We start from the raw sequence: 17,351 nt of genomic DNA, 5'->3' as shown, positions 1-17,351 counted from the left end.
CCGGTCACCCAGGTAGCCATTGATCACTGCCAGGATGCCGGCAGCCAACTCATGTTTCTCCAGCAAACGACGGAAGTTGAGGATGGTGGTTTCGTCAGGAATACGCTCCAGGCTCAGCCCGGCAAACTGGCGCAGGATGGTCGTTTCGTACAGCGCTTCTTCCATCGCCGGGTCGCTGTAGCCGAACCAGTTCTGCATCAGATGTACCCGCAGCACCGCCATCAGCGGATAGGACGGCCGGCCGCCTTCACCCTTGGGGTAATGCGGTTCGATCAAAGCGATCAGCCCTTTCCACGGCACTGCCCGATCCATCTCGATCAGAAACAACTCTTTGCGGGTCTGCTTGCGCTTACCGGCGTACTCGGCGTCGGCGAAGGTCATCTGCTTCATCGGAAAACTCGGCGGGTGAAATCCGGGTATTTTGCCAAAATCAGGAAGTCTTTTTCAGACCTTCCCTAACAGCACCCTGTTGCTCAAGCACCTCTCGGCGCGGTATTCGGCTTTTCTGCTGACGGCCATGGTGGCGTTTGTCGGCACCATCTTCTTCCTGCCATTGGCGTTGCTCAGTGCGCCGCTGCCGAGCAGCATCAGCCCGATGGGGATTGGCGCAGTGGTTTACCTGGGCATTCTGGTTACCGTAGGCGCATACGGGCTGTACAACTTCAGCGTTAGCCGTATGCCGGCCAGTCAGGCGTCGGGCTTTAGCAATTTGATCCCGGTATTCACCTTGCTATTCGCCATACTGCTGCTGGGTGAGCGCTTAAACGCCATGCAGATGCTCGCTGCCGCATTGGTCTTCACCGGGGTGCTGCTGAGCCAGTGGCGTGGCCCCCGTGTGATGCCGGCGGGCGTGTTGGATTAAGGAAGTTGAGTCTGCTGCGCGTCGGCGATGCTGGTTTAAAAGTGGCCTCGCTCTAGCTCGCGAGATACTAAAAATTGGGGAAGAAGGCATGAGTGATTCAAGAACCTGGGCGGGTGAAGCTATCCGCATCATTGAGGCGGATTTTCAGCGTAGCGCCGATACCCACCTGATCCCTTTGCCGCTTCCGGGCTTGCCGGGCGTCGAGCTGTATTTCAAGGATGAGTCCAGTCATCCCACGGGCAGCCTCAAGCATCGTTTGGCGCGTTCGCTGTTTCTCTATGCGTTGTGCAATGGCTGGCTTAAACCGGGTGCGCCGGTAATTGAAGCCTCCAGCGGCTCTACGGCGATTTCTGAAGCGTATTTTGCGCGGTTGTTGGGCTTGCCATTTATTGCGGTGATGCCGGCCAGTACCTCGAAGGAGAAGATCGCGCAGATCGCCTTTTATGGTGGGCAGAGCCATTTGGTGAGTGACCCGACGCAGATTTATGCCGAGTCCGAGCGTTTGGCCCGTGAAACCGGCGGGCATTTTATGGATCAATTCACCTACGCCGAGCGCGCTACTGATTGGCGCGCCAACAACAATATTGCCGAATCGATCTTCCAGCAGATGCGCAGCGAGCAATTCCCCGAGCCACGCTGGCTGGTTTCCAGCCCCGGTACGGGTGGCACGTTGGCCACGCTTGGGCGCTATGTGCGTTATCGCCGCCACAGCACCCAGGTGATGTGCGCCGATGCCGAGCGGTCGGTGTTTTATGACTATTACCGCAGCGGCGATGCCAGTCTGACTCTGGACTGTGGCTCACGCATTGAAGGCATCGGCCGGCCACGGGTCGAGGCGTCCTTTTTGCCTGCGGTGATCGATGCCATGTGCAAGGTGCCGGATGCTTGGTCGCTGGCGGCTATGCACTACCTGGCGCAGCGTTTGGGTCGCCGGGTGGGCGGTTCCAGTGGCACCAACTTGATCGGCTCATTGTTGGTGGCGCAGCGCATGGTGGCGGCGGGGGAGTCCGGCTCGGTGGTGACGATTCTCTGTGATAGCGGCGAGCGTTATGCCACCACCTATTACGATGACGCATGGTTGCACGCTCAGGGCTTCGAGCTGACTGCGTTAATCGCAGCGGTGGCCGACTGTGCTGAGCGGGGCGTCTCGCTGCCGGGTGAGTTATCTGTGTTGGGGGGCTAGATGGATAACCTACGCATTCGTCGGGCCCAGGCTGCTGATATCGACAATCTCTGCGCGCTGATTTTGGAGCACGGGCCAAATCCCTGGAATCACCTGCCTTCTGTTGATTGCTTGGCGCTTGAAATGTGACGATCCAAGTTGTGCTGTCGTCTTGCTGGGCTGGTCTGCGTAATCGTTGACCGCTCATTGCGGCGTGCTTCGCCGCTAATCGGGTGGCTGCAGGCTGATTCGTTGCACCTTTGCCGAGTACTCGGCAGCCTTGCCCAGACGCGCTGTTACAAAAACAACTCCAGCTGCTGAATTGGCTCTCAAAAGTTAGTTGGAGATGTACATCTATGAATACCTGGTTTGGCAACATCAGTGTCACCCGCAAGCTGCTAGTGGGGTTTGGCGCGGTCCTCGCGCTTACTGTGCTTATGGCATGGACCGGCTGGACCGGCCTGGGCAGCTTGATCCAGCGCGCTACCTGGATGACCGAAATCACCCACCTCAATAGCACGCTCACTGACCTGCGTATTGCTCGCTTGCAGTACATGATTGCCGATGGCGACCAAGCCAGCAGTGAACGTCTGCAGTCGACCCTGGGGGCTTACCTTAGCCAGCAGCAAGCGCTGCAAGCCTCGTTTAAAAACCCAGTCAATGTTGCGCTACTCAAGCAGCAGGGGGCGGTCAACGATGCCTATCAGCTATCCCTGAACGCTATGCGTGAGGCCTACAGTGCTGCCAATACGGCCGAGACGGCTCTGAAGCAAGGTGCCCGTGATGGCATCGAGCAACTCCTGCGGATCAACGACGCGGTGTTGCAGTTACCTGAGTTCGATCCGCAGCGGTTTAGTCAGTTCCAGGCCGTCAGCGAGAGTCGTGTGGACTTGCTGACATTGCAGGGGCTGGTCAACGCCTACAGCGATAACGCCAATCCTGAACGTGAGCAGGCGATGATGCGTGGCGTCGAGGCGATCAGTGAGGGTTTGACTGACCTAGCGAGGGCCTTCGACGGCACGCAGCAAGCAGCTATCGCGCAAGTTGAACGCACTCTGAAGCAATACCGCGATGCCGCCGTAGCGCTGCGCAGTGCTACTAAGGCCATTGCTCAGGCGCGCCAGGAGATGACCGCGCAGGGCGCTGAAATCCTCAAGATCAGCGAACAGCTTTATAGCTTCCAGACTGGTCGTCTGGCGGACGAAAGCACCAGCGCACGTAACGTGCAGCTCGGTACCACCTTGCTGGCGCTGTTGCTGGGTGTGCTTGCTGCCTGGCTGATTACCCGTCAGATCACCCGCCCGCTACAAGCAACCCTGGCCGAAGTTGAGCGCATTGCCGCAGGTGATCTGACGCCTGGCATAGCAGTGACCCGCCGTGATGAGCTTGGTGTGTTGCAGCAAGGTGTGCAGCGCATGGGTAGCACGTTGCGTGAGTTGATCGGTGGTATTCGCGATGGCGTCAGCCAGATCAGCAGCGCTGCCGAAGAATTGTCGGCGGTTACCGCGCAGACCAGCGCCGGGGCTAACAACCAGAAAAATGAGACCGATCAAGTGGCCACGGCCATGCACGAAATGTCTGCCACGGTGCAGGAAGTGGCGCGCAACGCCGAGCAGGCCTCCGAGGCTGCAACGCTTGCCGACACTGAAGCGCGAGACGGTGACCGGGTGGTGAATGAGGCGATTGATCAGATTGAACGCTTGGCCAGTGAAGTGAGTCGCTCCACCGAGGCCATGCGCGCGTTGCAGAAAGAAAGCGACAAGATCGGCAGTGTGGTCGACGTAATCAAGGCGGTGGCCGAGCAAACTAACCTGTTGGCGCTCAATGCCGCTATTGAGGCGGCCCGTGCAGGGGAAGCAGGGCGTGGCTTTGCGGTGGTCGCCGATGAAGTGCGTGGTTTGGCTAAGCGTACGCAGAAGTCCACCGAGGAGATCGAGGGGCTGGTTGCAGGCCTGTTGCTGGGTACCCAGCAGGTGGCCAGCAGCATGCAGAGCAGTTACGAGCTGACCGGCAGCAGTGTTGAGTTAAGCCGCCGTGCCGGTGGCTCGTTGGAAAGCATCACCCGTACGGTGTCGAATATCCAGTCGATGAACCAGCAGATCGCCGCGGCCGCTGAACAGCAAAGCGCGGTGGCTGAAGAGATTGGCCGCAGCATCATCAGCGTGCGCGACGTTTCCGAACAGACCGCCAGCGCCAGCGATGAGACCGCCCACGCGACTGTAGAACTGGCCCGCTTGGGTAATCAGTTGCAGATGATGGTTAGTCGTTTCCGCATCTAGGTGCTAGGTGGCGCATTAAGTGCGCCAGCGTTAGCTGATACAGCGTTGCTGTAGTCAACTCGACGCTGCAAAGAAAACGCCCCGCCTGTGCGGGGCGTTTTGCATTCAAGCTTCGGCGATACCGAGCATGTCGCGAATCAGCGCTTCGGCCACACGAATACCGTCAACGCCCGCCGACAGAATACCGCCAGCGTAACCGGCACCTTCACCTGCTGGGTAAAGCCCGCGTACGTTGAGGCTTTGCATGTCCGCACCACGGGTAATGCGCAGCGGTGAGGAGGTGCGGGTTTCGATGCCGGTGAGTACCGCATCATGCAGGTCGAAACCTTTGATCTGCTTGCCGAAAGCCGGCAGGGCTTCGCGGATGGCTTGGATGGCAAAGTCCGGCAGGGCCAATGCCAGGTCGCCTAGCTTGATGCCTGGTTTGTAGGACGGCTCGACACTGCCCAGCTCGGTCGACGGTTTGCCGGCGATAAAGTCGCCAACCAGTTGCCCCGGTGCTTCGTAGGTGCTGCCGCCGAGCAGGTAGGCTTGCGACTCCAAGCGTTCTTGTAACTCGACGCCAGCCAGCGGGCCGCCTGGGTAATCCTGCTCGGGGGTGATGCCAACGACGATGCCGGCGTTGGCATTACGCTCGTTGCGTGAGTATTGGCTCATGCCGTTGGTCACTACGCGATGCGGTTCCGAGGTCGCTGCTACCACCGTGCCACCGGGGCACATGCAAAAGCTGTAGACCGAGCGGCCGTTCTTGGCGTGGTGCACCAGCTTGTAGTCCGCCGCGCCGAGTTTCGGGTGGCCAGCGTATTTGCCTAGGCGCGCGCGGTCGATCAGACCCTGCGGGTGTTCGATACGGAAACCCACCGAGAACGGCTTGGCCTCCATAAATACCTCGCGCTTATGCAGCATACGGAAGGTGTCGCGCGAGCTGTGGCCTAACGCGAGGATCACCTGGCGGCTGTGAATCTGTTCGCCGCTATCGAGTACCACGCCGGTCAGTTGACCGTCTTCGATCAGCACATCGCTGACGCGCTGTTGAAAACGTACTTCGCCGCCCAGCGCTTTGATTTCTTCGCGCATGGTGGCAACCACGCCGGTGAGGCGGAAGGTGCCGATGTGCGGCTTGCTGACGTAGAGGATTTCTTCCGGCGCGCCGGCTTTAACGAACTCATGCAGCACTTTGCGCCCGTAGTGCTTGGGGTCTTTGATCTGGCTGTAGAGTTTGCCGTCAGAGAACGTACCGGCACCGCCTTCGCCGAACTGCACGTTGGACTCTGGGTTGAGCACATTCTTGCGCCACAGGCCCCAGGTGTCTTTGGTGCGCTGGCGCACCTCAGTGCCGCGCTCCAGCACGATTGGGCGCAAGCCGGCTTGAGCAAGAATCAGTGCAGCAAAAATCCCACAAGGCCCGAAGCCTACTACCACTGGGCGCTCGGCAAGGTTCTCTGCTTGGCCAACCGGCTTGTAAGTGATGTCTGGGGTGACGCTGATGTGCTTGTCGTCACTGAGTTTGGCCAGTAAGGCGGCTTCATCGCGCAGGCTGCAGTCGACGGTGTAGATGAAGTGCATCTCGCTGGATTTTTTGCGCGCGTCGTAGCTGCGTTTGAACAAGGTGAAGTCGAGCAGTGCGTCGTCGGCTATGTTCAAACGTTGCAGGATGGCCGGGCGCAGGGCCTCTTCTGCATGGTCGAGCGGCAGCTTGAGTTCGGTGATGCGTAGCATGGGGCGGTCCACAATCAGGGCCGGAGGCAACCCGGCAAGGTGTAAAAGGCGGCGATTATACCTGCGATTACCCGGCCAGCGCCGCCCCGTCAGCGCGAACGGCTGTTGGGGCGGCTTGCGGTGATATGAGGTCTAACGTGCTGCGGGCTTCACCCAGGCCAGCATCACATCGAGCATGCGGTTGGCGAAGGCCCACTCGTTGTCATACCAGGCCAATACCTTGACCAGATCACCCTGCACGCGGGTGTGGTTGAGGTCGGCCACGCAGGACACCGGGTAACCGTTGAAGTCGCTAGACACCAGCGGCAGCTCATTGCATTCCATCACCCCAGCCGGCAACTGCGCGGCACCCTGTTGCAGCGCGGCGTTAATCGCCTCACGGCTGGTTGGGCGTTCGCTGGTAAAGGTCAGGTCGACCAGCGATACGTTGGGCGTCGGTACGCGTATCGACAACCCATCCAGGCGACCAATTAGCTCTGGCATCACCAAACCGATGGCCTTGGCTGCACCGGTGCTGGTGGGAATCATCGATAACGCCGCGGCGCGAGCGCGATACAGGTCGCTGTGGGTTTTATCCAGCAGGTTCTGGTCGTTGGTGTAGGAGTGGATGGTGTTGACCAGCCCCTGGCGAATACCTACCGCTTCATGTAGCACCTTGGCCAGTGGTGCCAGGCAGTTAGTGGTGCAAGAGGCATTGGAGACGATCTGCTGATCGCCCAGCAGTTGATGGTTAACCCCGTAAACCACGGTCAAATCGGCGCTATCAAGTGGGTGAGAGAGCAGCACTCGTGGGCTACCGGCGCTGATGTGCTGTTCGACCAAGGTGCGCGTTTTCAGCTTGCCGGTGCATTCGAGTACCAGATCAACCGCGTGCTCACGCCAGGGCAGGTTGGCCACTTCACGTTCACGCAGCAGTTGGATCGAGTGACCATTTACCTGCAGTACATCGCCGTCCAGGCTGATGTGCCCAGGGAAACGGCCGAAGGTTGAGTCAAAGCTGGTCAAGTGGGCGAGGGTACTTTGCTCGCCCAAGTCATTGATGGCGGTGAGGTGAATTTGCTGCTCCAGCTTGCGCTCGAACAACGCGCGCACCAGGCAGCGACCGATACGTCCATATCCATTGATGGCAATGCGCAGCATAGTAATTTTCCTTTGGCTGACTTCACTGTCAGCTTAGGCCAATCGTCCAGCGGTGGGCTGATCTATCTCAGCTCTCTGCGCATTGTGTGTTTGCCCATGTGTCTAGTTGCTAGTCGTTGCGCGCGCCGCCGAGATAAGCACAGCCACGCAGTACTTCACCATTTATGCGCAACTCAGCGCTCATGTGCTGCACTGTGCCGCTCATGCTGTCGACACAGCGTTGCTTGGCGACCCATAGTTCCAGGCGCTGACCATTGGCTTCGCTGCTGAGGCTCATGCGGCCTTCGGGTAACTGCTCTTCCAGGTAAGGCAGCGCCTGAGGTTCTTGACCGGAGCGGTTGAGAATCAAACCTTGATTGCTAACGGCGATATTCCAGTCCGGTTCATGGCCGCTGGCGCGCAGTAGGGTGCGGGCGTAATTGATGTCATTGCAGGCATTGCCTTCAGCCTGTACGCGGTACACCTGGCTCGGTACGAACTGGCCATCGATGCCGGCTTGCGCGTTAGCCTGTAGCTGGCCGCGCATGTCTACATAGAGCTTGCTGTGACCATTACTGAACAGCGTGTTGGCATCACTGCTCAGCCCAGATGCGCCGTTGTCCTTGAGGATAAATTGGCGCTGTTCTTGGCAGGGGCGAAAGAGTAACTGGCCAGCGTTCAGGCTTAGCTCACCCTGCAGGCGTGTCTGCAGCATTTCGGGGTCGGCGGGTTTATCCGTGTACACTTGGCAACTGGCAAGCAGCGGTAACAAGGCAAAGCAAAAACGGCGGTTGAAACGCATCGTGACACTCCTGAAAAGTGCGCCCACGTTACCGAGTGCCCTGGCGTACCACAAGAGTGCGCGATCTATCAGTGTGCGCATGTTTGGCGGGGTTAGACACGTCAATCAAAGGCATTAACGCCACGATTGACGTGCCAGCGTACTTAGCTGTTTGTCTTGATAGTTGTTGAGGGACCATTGGTCTTGACCGACTCAATTCCTCCATCACGGCTGCTTGCTGCTTTGTACATTTGGCTGGTGCCAATTACTTGATGGTTGGCCGCTTTGAGATTGAAGTAAAAACGCCCATCGCTGGCATCCTTACGGTCGTAACGCCCATCGTCGGGTGCATTTTTCTGCACTGAGACAATCCCACCTTCGGCAGCTGCGCGGCTTTCGTACTGCTCACTGCGCAAAATCACTTCTGCATTGCCTGCTTTCAATACGAAAAAGAACTGGCCTTTCTCGTTCTTTGTCAGTTCATACCAACCAGCCATGGCGACCTCCATTGAGTAATAGGGACGAGGTAGAGCAGCGATCAGCGCAACGCTATGCGGCTATCGACGGACAAGAGCATAGCAACGACTTGAGCTCCTAACCTGCACCACGCGAATTGCTGAATGGTCCTAGGCGTAGGCCTCAAACAGATCTGATATAACCGTTTTGCTGCACTAGATCGTAGGATTTGAAGGCCAGACGGCCTGCGCACTGACGGTTACAGCGCGGTGCGCTGTATACGGTTTGAGCGTTATATGGCTTTGCGCAAAAACCGACTTGGTTTCGGGATTTTGCGTTTCTGCCGTTTGCAGACGGCTTGGCTGCCTTTATGGTGTGCACGGCATTTTACGGAGCAGTGCATGCGCGCGACTTGGGATATTTTCTGCAGTGTTGTCGATAACTACGGCGATATAGGGGTTACCTGGCGCTTGGCTCGGCAGTTGGTGGCCGAGCATGGCTTGGCGGTGCGGTTGTGGGTGGATGACCTCGGGGCGTTTGTGCGCGTATGCCCGCAGGCGGATGCGCAGTTGCTAAGCCAGGTGCAGCAGGGCGTTGAAGTACGTGCCTGGCCGCTTGATTGGCCAACGGTCGAGCCGGCGGATGTGGTGATTGAGGCGTTTGCCTGTGCCTTGCCTGCGGCTTATATCGCCGCCATGGCGGGGCGCGAGCAGAAAGTGCTATGGCTTAACCTGGAATACCTGAGTGCCGAGGATTGGGTGGAGGGCTGTCATGGTTTGCCTTCGTTGCAATCCAACGGGCTGTCGAAGTTCTTCTTCTTTCCAGGTTTTACTGCGGGCAGTGGCGGTTTGTTGCGTGAGCGTGAGCTGTTGGATCTGCGCCACGCTTTGCAGGCTGATGAAGTTGCCCGCCACAGGTTTTTGCGCAGTCTGGGTGTTGCGCCCGTTGCCGGCGCGCGACTGATTTCCCTGTTTGCCTATGAGAATGAGTCGCTGGCTAGCTGGCTGAGCGCTTTGGCTATCGGCCCACAGGTCACGCAATTACTCGTGCCTGAGGGGCGCGTCCTGAGCAGTTTGCAGGCTTGGCTCGGCGGCGCGGCATTGCAGGTGGGCGATAGGCGTCAACGTGGCCAACTGCATATCCAGGTGCTGCCGTTTATGCAGCAGGATCAGTACGACCGGCTGTTATGGTGCTGCGATTTCAATGCGGTGCGCGGTGAGGATTCCTTTATCCGTGCGCAATGGGCCGGGCGGCCGCTGCTTTGGCATATCTATCAGCAAGCAGATAATGCGCACCTGGAAAAGCTTGATGCGTTTCTGGCGCTGTACAAGGAGGGTTTGTCGGCAGAGGCGCAGTCGGCGCTGACTGCCTTATGGCATGCCTGGAATACCGGGCAGGCGGTCGATGAAAGTTGGAATCTACTGCTGCAAAGCTGGCCAGAGCAGTCGGAGCACGCTGAGCAGTGGTGTCTGCAACGGGCTTCACAGGCCGATCTTGCTGCGGCGCTGGTGCAGTTTTACCTAAATTGGCTATGATACGCGGCCGAGAATTTTGTAACTCCATCCAAACCCGGATATTCGTATGAAAACCGCACAAGAAATGAAGCCCAACAGTGTGGCCCTGATCGACGGCCAGCCTTGGCTGATCCAGAAGGCCGAATTCACCAAGTCCGGTCGTAACAGCGCCATCGTTAAAATGAAGCTGAAGAACCTGCTGAGTGGCTCCTCGACTGAAACCGTGTACAAGGCTGACGATAAGCTTGAACCGGTTATCCTCGACCGCGTAAACGTGACCTACTCGTACTACAGCGAGCCGAACTACGTCTTTATGGACGAAGAGTTCAACCAGTACGAGCTCAACAAAGACGACCTGGAAAGCGTAATGCCGTACATCGTCGATGGCATGACCGACGTTTGCGAAGCTGTATTCTTCGAAGGCAAAGTGGTTTCGGTTGACCTGCCAACTACCATCGTTCGCCAGATCACTTACACCGAAGGTTCCGCCCGTGGCGATACTTCCGGCAAGGTGATGAAGCCAGCCAAGCTGAGCAACGGTACTGAAGTTAAGGTTGCAGACTTCTGCAACATCGACGACTGGATCGAAATCGATACCCGTACCGGCGAGTACAAGTCCCGCGCTAAAGCTCCAGTCTAAGACTGGCTTTAACGGCGAGATGCAAAAGCCCGACCTTGAGTCGGGCTTTTTTATGGCCAGCCATCCATGCGGACCTCCTTTGGGTTGTCGCTGCGCGATGCTAAAAATGATTCCAGATCATTTTTCTGTCTGCGATTTTTTCGCCTGGCTTTAGTTGCGCTGTAGGCCGCTCTGCAGGGCCAGGTCCCAGGGCGCAACCGGGCCGAAGCGGGCTTTGAGGAACTCCAGCAGCAAACGGCTGCGCGAATCGGTTTCTCGCTCCAGGCGCAGGGCGTAAATGCCGCTGGGCTCCGGTGCGGGTAGGCCGTTTTCACAAAACAACGGCAGCAACTCGCCGCGCAGCAGGTAATCGCTGATCAGCCAGGTTGGTAGGTGGGCGACGCCTAGACCGGCGAGGGCGCTAAACAGCAGTGCTTCGGCATTATTGGCGGTCATGCGCAGGCGCTTGGGGCGGCACAGTTGCAGTTTGCCGTCCTGCTCGAAGCGCCAGGCAAACGGCGGGGCCAGGCTGTCCCAGTCAAGGCCGTCATGCTCCAACAGCTCCACTGGGCTGCGCGGTACGCCGTGGCGTGCCAGGTATTCAGGGCTGGCGCACACCACGCGGACCATCGGTGATAACGCGGTGGCAACCAGGCGGGTATCGGCCAGCGGACCGATGCGTAGCACCAGATCGACTTCGCCCAGGTGGGTGCCATGCAGGTCGACGAAGCTGTCGATCAGGCGCAGTTGCACATCCAGGCCCGGGTAGGCAGCCAGAAACTCGGCAATGGCTGGGGCCAGGTGGCGCCGGCCGAATGGTGTTGGGGCATCAATACGGATCAGCCCTTCGGGGGCGCTGCTCAGCGACACGGCTTCGGCGCGGGCCAGGTGCAGCTCAGCGAGGATGCGTTTGGCGCGCTCGGCAAAGGCCAGGCCCGCCGAGGTGGCGCGCACGGCATGGGTACTACGACTGAACAGGTTGCTGCCCAGCGACCGCTCCAGCGCATCGATGCGCCGCGCGACCGCTGAAGGCGTCAGCGGATGGCGACGGGCGGCGGCGGAAAAGCTGCCGGTGTCCAGTACGTCAAGAAACAGGCTGAGTTGCTCGGTCAGATTATCGGGGTTCATATTGGGCTCGGCTATGCGTTTTAAGCACAGCCATTGTGCGTTGCTGTGCGTTTCGCTACCAGTCGCGAGTGGCTAGGCTGTGCGGCTTATTCGTGGAGACCGCTGATGACTGTGCTCGATTTTGCCTTGAACCTGATGCTCGGGCTTGCCCTTGGCACCTTAGGCGGTCTGTTTGGCATCGGTGGTGGGCTTATCGCTATTCCGGCGCTGGGTGTGCTGTTTAGTCTGGATCAGCAACTGGCCCAAGGCACGGCGCTGGTGATGGTGGTGCCCAATGTGCTGCTGGCGCTGTGGCGTTATCACCAGCGTAACCGTATCGAGTGGCGGCATGCTCTGGCGTTGGCCGTGCCGAGTTTGGCGTTGGCTGTGCTTGGCGCAGGGTGGGCTGTCACTCTTGATGCAGATCGTATGCGCCTGGGATTCGTGGTCTTCCTGGTGTTACTGGCTGTCTATAACGTCTCGAGGCTGTACAGCAAGCCTGCGCTGCTATCGGTGGGGCTGCGTTATCCCTGGCCTTGGCTGATGTTGCTCGGCAGTGGTGCCGGTTTGCTTGGTGGCTTGTTCGGGGTTGGCGGTGCGGTGCTGGCGACGCCGGTGTTGACCACGGTATTTGGCACCAGCCAAGTAGTCGCGCAGGGCTTGTCCCTGGCGCTGGCAGTGCCGAGTACCTCGGTCACCTTGGCCACCTACGCTGCGCATGGTCACGTCAATTGGATGTTGGGCGCGCCTCTGGCGATTGGTGGTTTGCTGAGCATCAGTTGGGGCGTGAAGCTGGCACATGCGCTGCCCGAGCGAGTTTTGCGTGGGCTGTTTGCCGGCTTTCTGCTGCTCTGTGCGGTATTGCTCGCTTTTAAAGTCTGAAACCCTCGGCAATCTGCTCGGCCAGGGTTTCGGTGACCTGGGTTTGTGTATTGCTGTTGCGTAGCAGGACGATGCTGGCCGAGGGCAGAGTGGGCAGACCTTCGGCCTCGCCAATAATCTGCAAATCTGGAGTGATCAGGCTTTGCAGTTGGGCGGTAATGGCCAGGCCAGCGCTGACCGCCGCCATGATCGCTGACAGGCTGGGGCTGGTGTAGGCAATACGGAAGTTGCGCCCCAGCGCATTCAGGCCATTGCTGGCCCAGGAGCGGCAGAAACACTGGGAGTTGAACATGGCCAGGGGTAGGGTCTCCAGCTCATGCAGGTTGGCGTCGCGGGCCTGCGCCCAGACCAAGTGTTCCTGGCGTAACAATTGGCCGATCTCGGTGCCCGGCTCGCGGGTGACGATGGTGAGGTCGAGGTCTTGACGTTGCAGTAACTGGAAGGACGGCTCGCAGTGCAGTTCCACCTGCACCAGCGGATAGGACTGGGCGAAGCGCACCAGAATGCCTTGCATAAACCGCATCACATAATCATCCGGCGTGCCGATGCGTACGGTGCCGACCATATGCGGCTCGCGCATGCTGTTCATCACCTCGGCATGCAGCTTTAGAATGCGCCTGGCATAACCCAGAAGTAACTGGCCTTCAGCGGTTAGGCTGAACTGGCGGCCATCGCGCAGGAATAACGCGCGTTGCATCACGTCTTCCTCCAGGCGCTTCATCTGCATGCTCACGGCCGACTGGGTGCGGTTGACCATTTCTGCGGCGCGGGTAAAACCGCCGTGATCAGCAATGGCGACAAAGGTGCGTAGCAGTTCGCTGTCGATACTTGGGTAACTGGCCATGCATCAATCTCCGAGATGTAATGCATAAGAAACATTCGTTGGATTGATCATAAGCCGAGCGCGAGACTGTCGCCAACCCCACAAGGAGGGCGACGAGATGAAAAGTCAGAAAGGTTATGTGTTAGCCAGTAGCGCTCGGTTACGGGGCCGGCGGCCGCTTGAAATACTGCGTGCAGTTGCTCTGCAACTACGTCGCTGGTGGCAGTTGGCTGAACAGCGCCGGCGTTTGGCCATGCTCGATGATGCGGCATTGAAGGATATCGGGCTGAGCCGTGGCGATGTGATGCAGGAGAGCGAGCGGCCATTCTGGGATGATCCGCAAGCGCGTTGAGATGATCCATTTCGGCAGGGAGTTGTATGACGGCGGTTAATAAGGGGCACGCATGAGTGCTGTGCGTAAGGGAACTGATGCATTTCTGTTTCAGTTTATGGTGTTGCTGTGCGCGATCTGGGGTATGCAGCAGGTCGCGCTCAAACTGGCTGCGCCAGATATTGCGCCGTTGATGCAGGTGGTGCTGCGCTCGGGGATCGCCGCGTTGTTAGTGGGCGCGTTGATGCTCTGGCATCGCGACTGGCAGGGCTGGTTGAGTGCTACCTGGCGTGGCGGTGTGCTGGCTGGCGCGTTGTTTGCCCTAGAGTTCTTTTTTATCGCCTATGGCTTGCTGTACACCTCAGCGTCGCATATGGCAGTGTTTCTCTACACCGCGCCGATCTTCTCGGCGCTTGGCCTGCATCTGTTGGTGCCGAGTGAGCGTCTGCGGATGTTGCAGTGGCTGGGCATCGTGCTGTGTTTTAGCGGCATAGCCGTTGCGTTTGGCGCAGGCCTGAGCTGGGCGGCGCTAGACCGGCAGATATTGCTGGGTGATGCCTTGGGGGTGTTGGCCGGCATGGCCTGGGGCGCAACCACGGTGGTGGTGCGCAGCTCGCGGTTGTCCGAAGCACCGCCAACCTTGACCCTGTTCTATCAACTCTGCGTGGCATTTGTGCTGTTGCTGGGCTATGCCGTTTTGACCGGCCAACTGGGGCCTATTCGCTGGACGCCAGTAAGTATCGGCAGTGTGTTACTGCAAGGTGTTGTGGTTTCCTTTTTCAGCTATCTGGCCTGGTTCTGGTTGTTGCGGCGTTACCTGGCGTCGAACATGGCGGTATTTTCATTTATGACGCCGTTGTTTGGCGTGAGCTTTGGCGTGCTGATTCTTGATGAGCCCCTGAGCCTGAGTTTTGTCGTCGGGGCGCTGCTGGTGCTGCTCGGGATTGTGCTGGTCAGCAACCATGTCTGGCTGCGTCGGCAGTTGATTGCTAGGCGCTATGCCGAGCGGCACTTGCCGTAACGGGATTACCCACAAGGAGAATCACTGGTGTCCATCTATCAACTCGCACAGCTGAATATTGCCAACATGAAGGCCCCGCTGGAGTCGCCGAGCATGGCCGACTTTGTCGCCAATTTGCAGCGTATCAATGCGTTGGCTGAAGCTTCACCAGGTTATGTGTGGCGCTTGCAGGACGAGGCGGGCGATGCCACGGCGTTGCGTCCGTTTGGCAACGATGTGCTGGTGAATTTATCTGTGTGGCGCGATGTGCAAGCGCTCAGCGATTACGTGTACAAGTCTGCCCATCGCGAAATGCTCAAGCGCCGGAAGGAATGGTTCAGCAAGGTCAGCGCAGCGCATATGGTGTTGTGGTGGGTGCCGGCGGGGCACCAGCCGTCAGTTGCTGAGGCGGCCGAGCGTCTGGCTCTGCTGCACGAGCAAGGTGCGAGCGCAGAAGCGTTCAATTTTCGTCAAGCATTTGCGCCGCCGGATGCACTTGTGGTTCAGCCTGGCGAATAACCGCAACTCATGATTTTTGCGTTCCGTTTCAGTCGTGAGCGAGAGAGGCGGATCACCGGGGCGGCAAGCCTGCGGCGCATCCGCTACAATGCGCGCCGAATTTGTCTTGCCCGAGAGCCCGCCCATGTCCGCCTGCCAGACCCCGATTATCGTTGCCCTGGATTTCCCGACCCGTGATGCCGCACTGGCATTGGCTGATCAGCTCGATCCTGCGCTCTGTCGGGTCAAGGTCGGTAAGGAACTGTTCACCCGTTGCGGGCCGGAGATCGTCAACGTGCTGGCGGCGAAGGGTTTTGAGGTGTTCCTCGACCTGAAATTCCACGACATTCCCAACACCACGGCCATGGCCGTCAAGGCGGCGGCGGAGATGGGCGTGTGGATGGTCAATGTGCACTGCTCGGGCGGTCTGCGCATGATGGCGGCCTGCCGCGAAACCCTGGATAAACTCGCCGGTGCCAAGCCGCTGCTGATCGGCGTGACTGTGCTAACCAGTATGGAGCGTGACGACTTGGCCGGTGTTGGCCTGGATATCGAGCCGCAGGAGCAGGTGCTGCGCCTCGCTGGGCTGGCCGCACAAGCCGGTTTGGATGGCCTGGTGTGTTCGGCGCAGGAAGCGCAGGCATTGAAGGCGGCTTATCCCGCGTTGCAGTTGGTTACACCGGGGATTCGTCCTGCCGGCAGCGCTCAGGATGACCAGCGGCGTATCCTGACGCCGCGTCAGGCATTGGACGTGGGTTCTGATTATCTGGTGATTGGCCGGCCGATCAGTCAGGCCGCTAATCCGGCTCAGGCGCTGGCAGCGGTCGTGGCTGAACTGGCCTGATGCCAAAGCAGCTTAGCCGCTGCGTTTGGCGCCTAGCTGAGCCTGTTTCAACCGTTTAAATAATCACTGCGTTTCGACTAGCCAGGTTTTCTCTATATGCATCCCGCCGCCGAAGATTCGCCACTGGGTAAATCCAGCGAATACATTGCTACCTACACACCGTCGTTGTTGTTCCCCATCCCGCGTGCGGCGAAATGGGCTGAGCTGGGCTTGAGTGCCGAAACGTTGCCGTATCAAGGTGTGGATTTCTGGAACTGCTTCGAGCTGTCCTGGTTGCTGCCGTCTGGCAAGCCAGTGGTGGCCATGGGCGAGTTCGCGATTCCCGCTGACTCGCCGAATATCATCGAATCGAAGTCGTTCAAGCTGTACCTCAACTCACTGAACCAGTCGGTGTTCAGTACGCCTGACGAGTTGCTAGCGGTGCTGGTGGCGGATCTTTCAGTTGCGGCTGGTAAGCCGGTTGGCGTGCGTGTGCGCAGCTTGGCCGAGGTGACTGCGGAGGGTGTGATGCCTGCGCCCGGTACCTGCATTGATGAGCTGGACGTGAGCATCAGCAACTATGCGCAGCCGCAACCTGAGTTGCTGCGCTGTGATGCTGTGCGTGTGGTTGAGGAAAGCTTGCACAGTCATTTGCTCAAGTCCAACTGCCCGGTTACTGGCCAGCCGGATTGGGGCACGCTGGTGGTGCAGTACCGTGGCTTGGCACTGGATCACGCCAGCCTGCTGGCCTATCTAGTGAGCTTTCGTCAGCATGCGGATTTTCACGAGCAGTGTGTCGAGCGGATTTTTCTCGACCTGCAGCGGCTGCTTCAGCCTGAGCATTTGACGGTGTATGCGCGTTACGTGCGGCGCGGCGGTTTGGATATCAACCCCTATCGCAGCACAGGGCCTATCAGGCCGGATAATCAGCGCTTGGCGCGCCAGTAACGCAAAACCCCAGCGAGGTGCTGGGGTTTGGTTAGCGTTGGGTAAGTTAGATACCCATGTTGGCCAGGCTTTGCACAATGTTGCGCAAGGTACCTGCCAGGGTCGGATGGCTGACCTCGAAGCGCTCTACCGCTAAGTTGACCCCGTCGACCAGTGTGGCGTCAGGTGCAGCTGCGGCCTCTCGGGCCAGTTGCAGTTCGATTTCCTGGGTCAGCACAAACAACTCAGCGCGCTCCTCTTCGGTCAATGATGGCTGTTCGGCCAGTTGCTCTCGTAGGTTTTGCAGTTGTTGCTGCAGGCGGCTTGCAGGCATGAAATTCTCCCTTCTTTTATCGTCTGGTTAACTGACCTTACGCCATGGCGAAAGGTTCTGCAGGCGGTCAGGGTAATCCAAGCACGCCGGCTTTGCTTGCTTTGGATCAAGCTGC

At 58.8% G+C, this 17,351-nt stretch carries 18 protein-coding genes and 1 pseudogene; 11 read left to right on the top strand and 8 right to left on the bottom strand.

Annotation, left to right across the window (positions count from 1 at the left end):
• Positions 1 to 390, bottom strand: a 390-nt coding sequence (locus VCA57_RS20850; RefSeq protein ID WP_411187195.1) for a transposase, incomplete at its 3' end; no start/stop codon positions are given.
• Positions 391 to 463: 73 nt separating this feature from the next.
• Between VCA57_RS20850 and VCA57_RS20845 the strand changes: the two are divergent.
• The 3 genes and pseudogenes from VCA57_RS20845 to VCA57_RS20835 form a co-directional block, all read left to right on the top strand.
• Positions 464 to 862: pseudogene (locus tag VCA57_RS20845) on the top strand (DMT family transporter); the annotation flags it as partial.
• Positions 863 to 950: 88 nt separating this feature from the next.
• The gene (locus VCA57_RS20840; RefSeq protein WP_411187193.1) at positions 951 to 2,045 is read left to right on the top strand and encodes a PLP-dependent cysteine synthase family protein; all 1,095 of its coding nucleotides are present in this window, start codon (positions 951 to 953) and stop codon (positions 2,043 to 2,045) included.
• Positions 2,046 to 2,380: 335 nt separating this feature from the next.
• Positions 2,381 to 4,303: a methyl-accepting chemotaxis protein gene (locus VCA57_RS20835; RefSeq protein ID WP_411187191.1), complete on the top strand. Its 1,923-nt coding sequence runs from the start codon at positions 2,381 to 2,383 to the stop codon at positions 4,301 to 4,303.
• A 105-nt stretch (positions 4,304 to 4,408) separates the two neighbouring features.
• Here the strand turns inward: VCA57_RS20835 and VCA57_RS20830 are convergent, their stop codons facing one another.
• From VCA57_RS20830 to VCA57_RS20815, 4 genes are all read right to left on the bottom strand, one after another.
• Positions 4,409 to 6,022: an NAD(P)/FAD-dependent oxidoreductase gene (locus VCA57_RS20830; RefSeq protein WP_411187189.1), complete on the bottom strand. Its 1,614-nt coding sequence runs from the start codon at positions 6,020 to 6,022 to the stop codon at positions 4,409 to 4,411.
• A 132-nt stretch (positions 6,023 to 6,154) separates the two neighbouring features.
• Positions 6,155 to 7,162: a type I glyceraldehyde-3-phosphate dehydrogenase gene (gene gap / locus VCA57_RS20825; RefSeq protein ID WP_411187187.1), complete on the bottom strand. Its 1,008-nt coding sequence runs from the start codon at positions 7,160 to 7,162 to the stop codon at positions 6,155 to 6,157.
• Between the two features lie 109 nt (positions 7,163 to 7,271).
• Positions 7,272 to 7,943 (bottom strand): COG3650 family protein, encoded by a 672-nt coding sequence (locus VCA57_RS20820; protein WP_411187185.1) that lies wholly within the window; start codon positions 7,941 to 7,943, stop codon positions 7,272 to 7,274.
• A 143-nt stretch (positions 7,944 to 8,086) separates the two neighbouring features.
• Positions 8,087 to 8,419, bottom strand: coding sequence for a YegP family protein (locus tag VCA57_RS20815; protein WP_411187183.1), 333 nt, complete (start codon positions 8,417 to 8,419; stop codon positions 8,087 to 8,089).
• Positions 8,420 to 8,779: 360 nt separating this feature from the next.
• Here VCA57_RS20815 and earP point away from each other — a divergent pair, with 360 nt between their 5' ends.
• Positions 8,780 to 9,913 (top strand): elongation factor P maturation arginine rhamnosyltransferase EarP, encoded by a 1,134-nt coding sequence (earP, locus tag VCA57_RS20810; RefSeq protein ID WP_411187181.1) that lies wholly within the window; start codon positions 8,780 to 8,782, stop codon positions 9,911 to 9,913.
• A 46-nt stretch (positions 9,914 to 9,959) separates the two neighbouring features.
• On the top strand, positions 9,960 to 10,532 hold the full coding sequence (gene efp / locus VCA57_RS20805; protein WP_411187179.1) for an elongation factor P: 573 nt from the start codon (positions 9,960 to 9,962) through the stop codon (positions 10,530 to 10,532).
• A gap of 150 nt (positions 10,533 to 10,682) precedes the next feature.
• On the opposite strand, the gene VCA57_RS20800 is transcribed toward efp, so the two are convergent.
• Positions 10,683 to 11,639, bottom strand: a complete 957-nt coding sequence (locus VCA57_RS20800) for a LysR family transcriptional regulator (protein ID WP_411187177.1) — start codon at positions 11,637 to 11,639, stop codon at positions 10,683 to 10,685.
• Between the two features lie 105 nt (positions 11,640 to 11,744).
• Here VCA57_RS20800 and VCA57_RS20795 point away from each other — a divergent pair, with 105 nt between their 5' ends.
• Positions 11,745 to 12,500, top strand: a complete 756-nt coding sequence (locus VCA57_RS20795; RefSeq protein WP_411187175.1) for a sulfite exporter TauE/SafE family protein — start codon at positions 11,745 to 11,747, stop codon at positions 12,498 to 12,500.
• On the opposite strand, the gene VCA57_RS20790 is transcribed toward VCA57_RS20795, so the two are convergent.
• Complete coding sequence (locus tag VCA57_RS20790; RefSeq protein WP_411187173.1) at positions 12,490 to 13,344, bottom strand: LysR substrate-binding domain-containing protein; 855 nt, start codon at positions 13,342 to 13,344, stop codon at positions 12,490 to 12,492. The two genes, VCA57_RS20795 and VCA57_RS20790, sit on opposite strands and share 11 nt — an antisense overlap.
• 97 nt (positions 13,345 to 13,441) lie before the next feature.
• On the opposite strand from VCA57_RS20790, the gene VCA57_RS20785 reads away from it, so the two are divergent.
• The 5 genes from VCA57_RS20785 to queF all read left to right on the top strand — a co-directional run bounded on the left by VCA57_RS20785 (position 13,442) and on the right by queF (position 16,923).
• Entirely contained in the window at positions 13,442 to 13,675 is a 234-nt protein-coding gene (locus tag VCA57_RS20785; RefSeq protein ID WP_411187171.1) for a DUF1127 domain-containing protein, read from the top strand.
• A gap of 52 nt (positions 13,676 to 13,727) precedes the next feature.
• Positions 13,728 to 14,675, top strand: coding sequence for a DMT family transporter (locus VCA57_RS20780; RefSeq protein ID WP_411187169.1), 948 nt, complete (start codon positions 13,728 to 13,730; stop codon positions 14,673 to 14,675).
• A 27-nt stretch (positions 14,676 to 14,702) separates the two neighbouring features.
• Entirely contained in the window at positions 14,703 to 15,173 is a 471-nt protein-coding gene (locus VCA57_RS20775; RefSeq protein ID WP_411187167.1) for a DUF3291 domain-containing protein, read from the top strand.
• Positions 15,174 to 15,297: 124 nt separating this feature from the next.
• Complete coding sequence (gene pyrF / locus VCA57_RS20770; protein ID WP_411187165.1) at positions 15,298 to 15,996, top strand: orotidine-5'-phosphate decarboxylase; 699 nt, start codon at positions 15,298 to 15,300, stop codon at positions 15,994 to 15,996.
• Positions 15,997 to 16,092: 96 nt separating this feature from the next.
• Complete coding sequence (gene queF / locus VCA57_RS20765; RefSeq protein ID WP_411187163.1) at positions 16,093 to 16,923, top strand: NADPH-dependent 7-cyano-7-deazaguanine reductase QueF; 831 nt, start codon at positions 16,093 to 16,095, stop codon at positions 16,921 to 16,923.
• Between the two features lie 46 nt (positions 16,924 to 16,969).
• Here the strand turns inward: queF and VCA57_RS20760 are convergent, their stop codons facing one another.
• Positions 16,970 to 17,236, bottom strand: coding sequence for a DUF4404 family protein (locus VCA57_RS20760; RefSeq protein ID WP_411187161.1), 267 nt, complete (start codon positions 17,234 to 17,236; stop codon positions 16,970 to 16,972).
• Positions 17,237 to 17,351: the final 115 nt, after the last annotated feature.

The sequence above is a fragment of the Pseudomonas sp. genome, from assembly GCF_046581935.1.
GTDB lineage: Bacteria > Pseudomonadota > Gammaproteobacteria > Pseudomonadales > Pseudomonadaceae > Aquipseudomonas.
This window is presented reverse-complemented; position numbering and strand designations above follow the sequence as displayed.

Coding starts and splice junctions, on each gene's coding strand:
- efp (WP_411187179.1), top strand. CDS start 9,960: ATGAAAACCGCACAAGAAATGAAGCCCAACAGTGTGGCCCTGATCGAC.
- VCA57_RS20795 (WP_411187175.1), top strand. CDS start 11,745: ATGACTGTGCTCGATTTTGCCTTGAACCTGATGCTCGGGCTTGCCCTT.
- VCA57_RS20815 (WP_411187183.1), bottom strand. CDS start 8,419: ATGGCTGGTTGGTATGAACTGACAAAGAACGAGAAAGGCCAGTTCTTT.
- gap (WP_411187187.1), bottom strand. CDS start 7,162: ATGCTGCGCATTGCCATCAATGGATATGGACGTATCGGTCGCTGCCTG.
- VCA57_RS20800 (WP_411187177.1), bottom strand. CDS start 11,639: ATGAACCCCGATAATCTGACCGAGCAACTCAGCCTGTTTCTTGACGTA.
- VCA57_RS20820 (WP_411187185.1), bottom strand. CDS start 7,943: ATGCGTTTCAACCGCCGTTTTTGCTTTGCCTTGTTACCGCTGCTTGCC.
- VCA57_RS20835 (WP_411187191.1), top strand. CDS start 2,381: ATGAATACCTGGTTTGGCAACATCAGTGTCACCCGCAAGCTGCTAGTG.
- VCA57_RS20790 (WP_411187173.1), bottom strand. CDS start 13,344: ATGGCCAGTTACCCAAGTATCGACAGCGAACTGCTACGCACCTTTGTC.
- VCA57_RS20780 (WP_411187169.1), top strand. CDS start 13,728: ATGAGTGCTGTGCGTAAGGGAACTGATGCATTTCTGTTTCAGTTTATG.
- VCA57_RS20760 (WP_411187161.1), bottom strand. CDS start 17,236: ATGCCTGCAAGCCGCCTGCAGCAACAACTGCAAAACCTACGAGAGCAA.
- pyrF (WP_411187165.1), top strand. CDS start 15,298: ATGTCCGCCTGCCAGACCCCGATTATCGTTGCCCTGGATTTCCCGACC.
- earP (WP_411187181.1), top strand. CDS start 8,780: ATGCGCGCGACTTGGGATATTTTCTGCAGTGTTGTCGATAACTACGGC.
- queF (WP_411187163.1), top strand. CDS start 16,093: ATGCATCCCGCCGCCGAAGATTCGCCACTGGGTAAATCCAGCGAATAC.
- VCA57_RS20785 (WP_411187171.1), top strand. CDS start 13,442: ATGAAAAGTCAGAAAGGTTATGTGTTAGCCAGTAGCGCTCGGTTACGG.
- VCA57_RS20830 (WP_411187189.1), bottom strand. CDS start 6,022: ATGCTACGCATCACCGAACTCAAGCTGCCGCTCGACCATGCAGAAGAG.
- VCA57_RS20840 (WP_411187193.1), top strand. CDS start 951: ATGAGTGATTCAAGAACCTGGGCGGGTGAAGCTATCCGCATCATTGAG.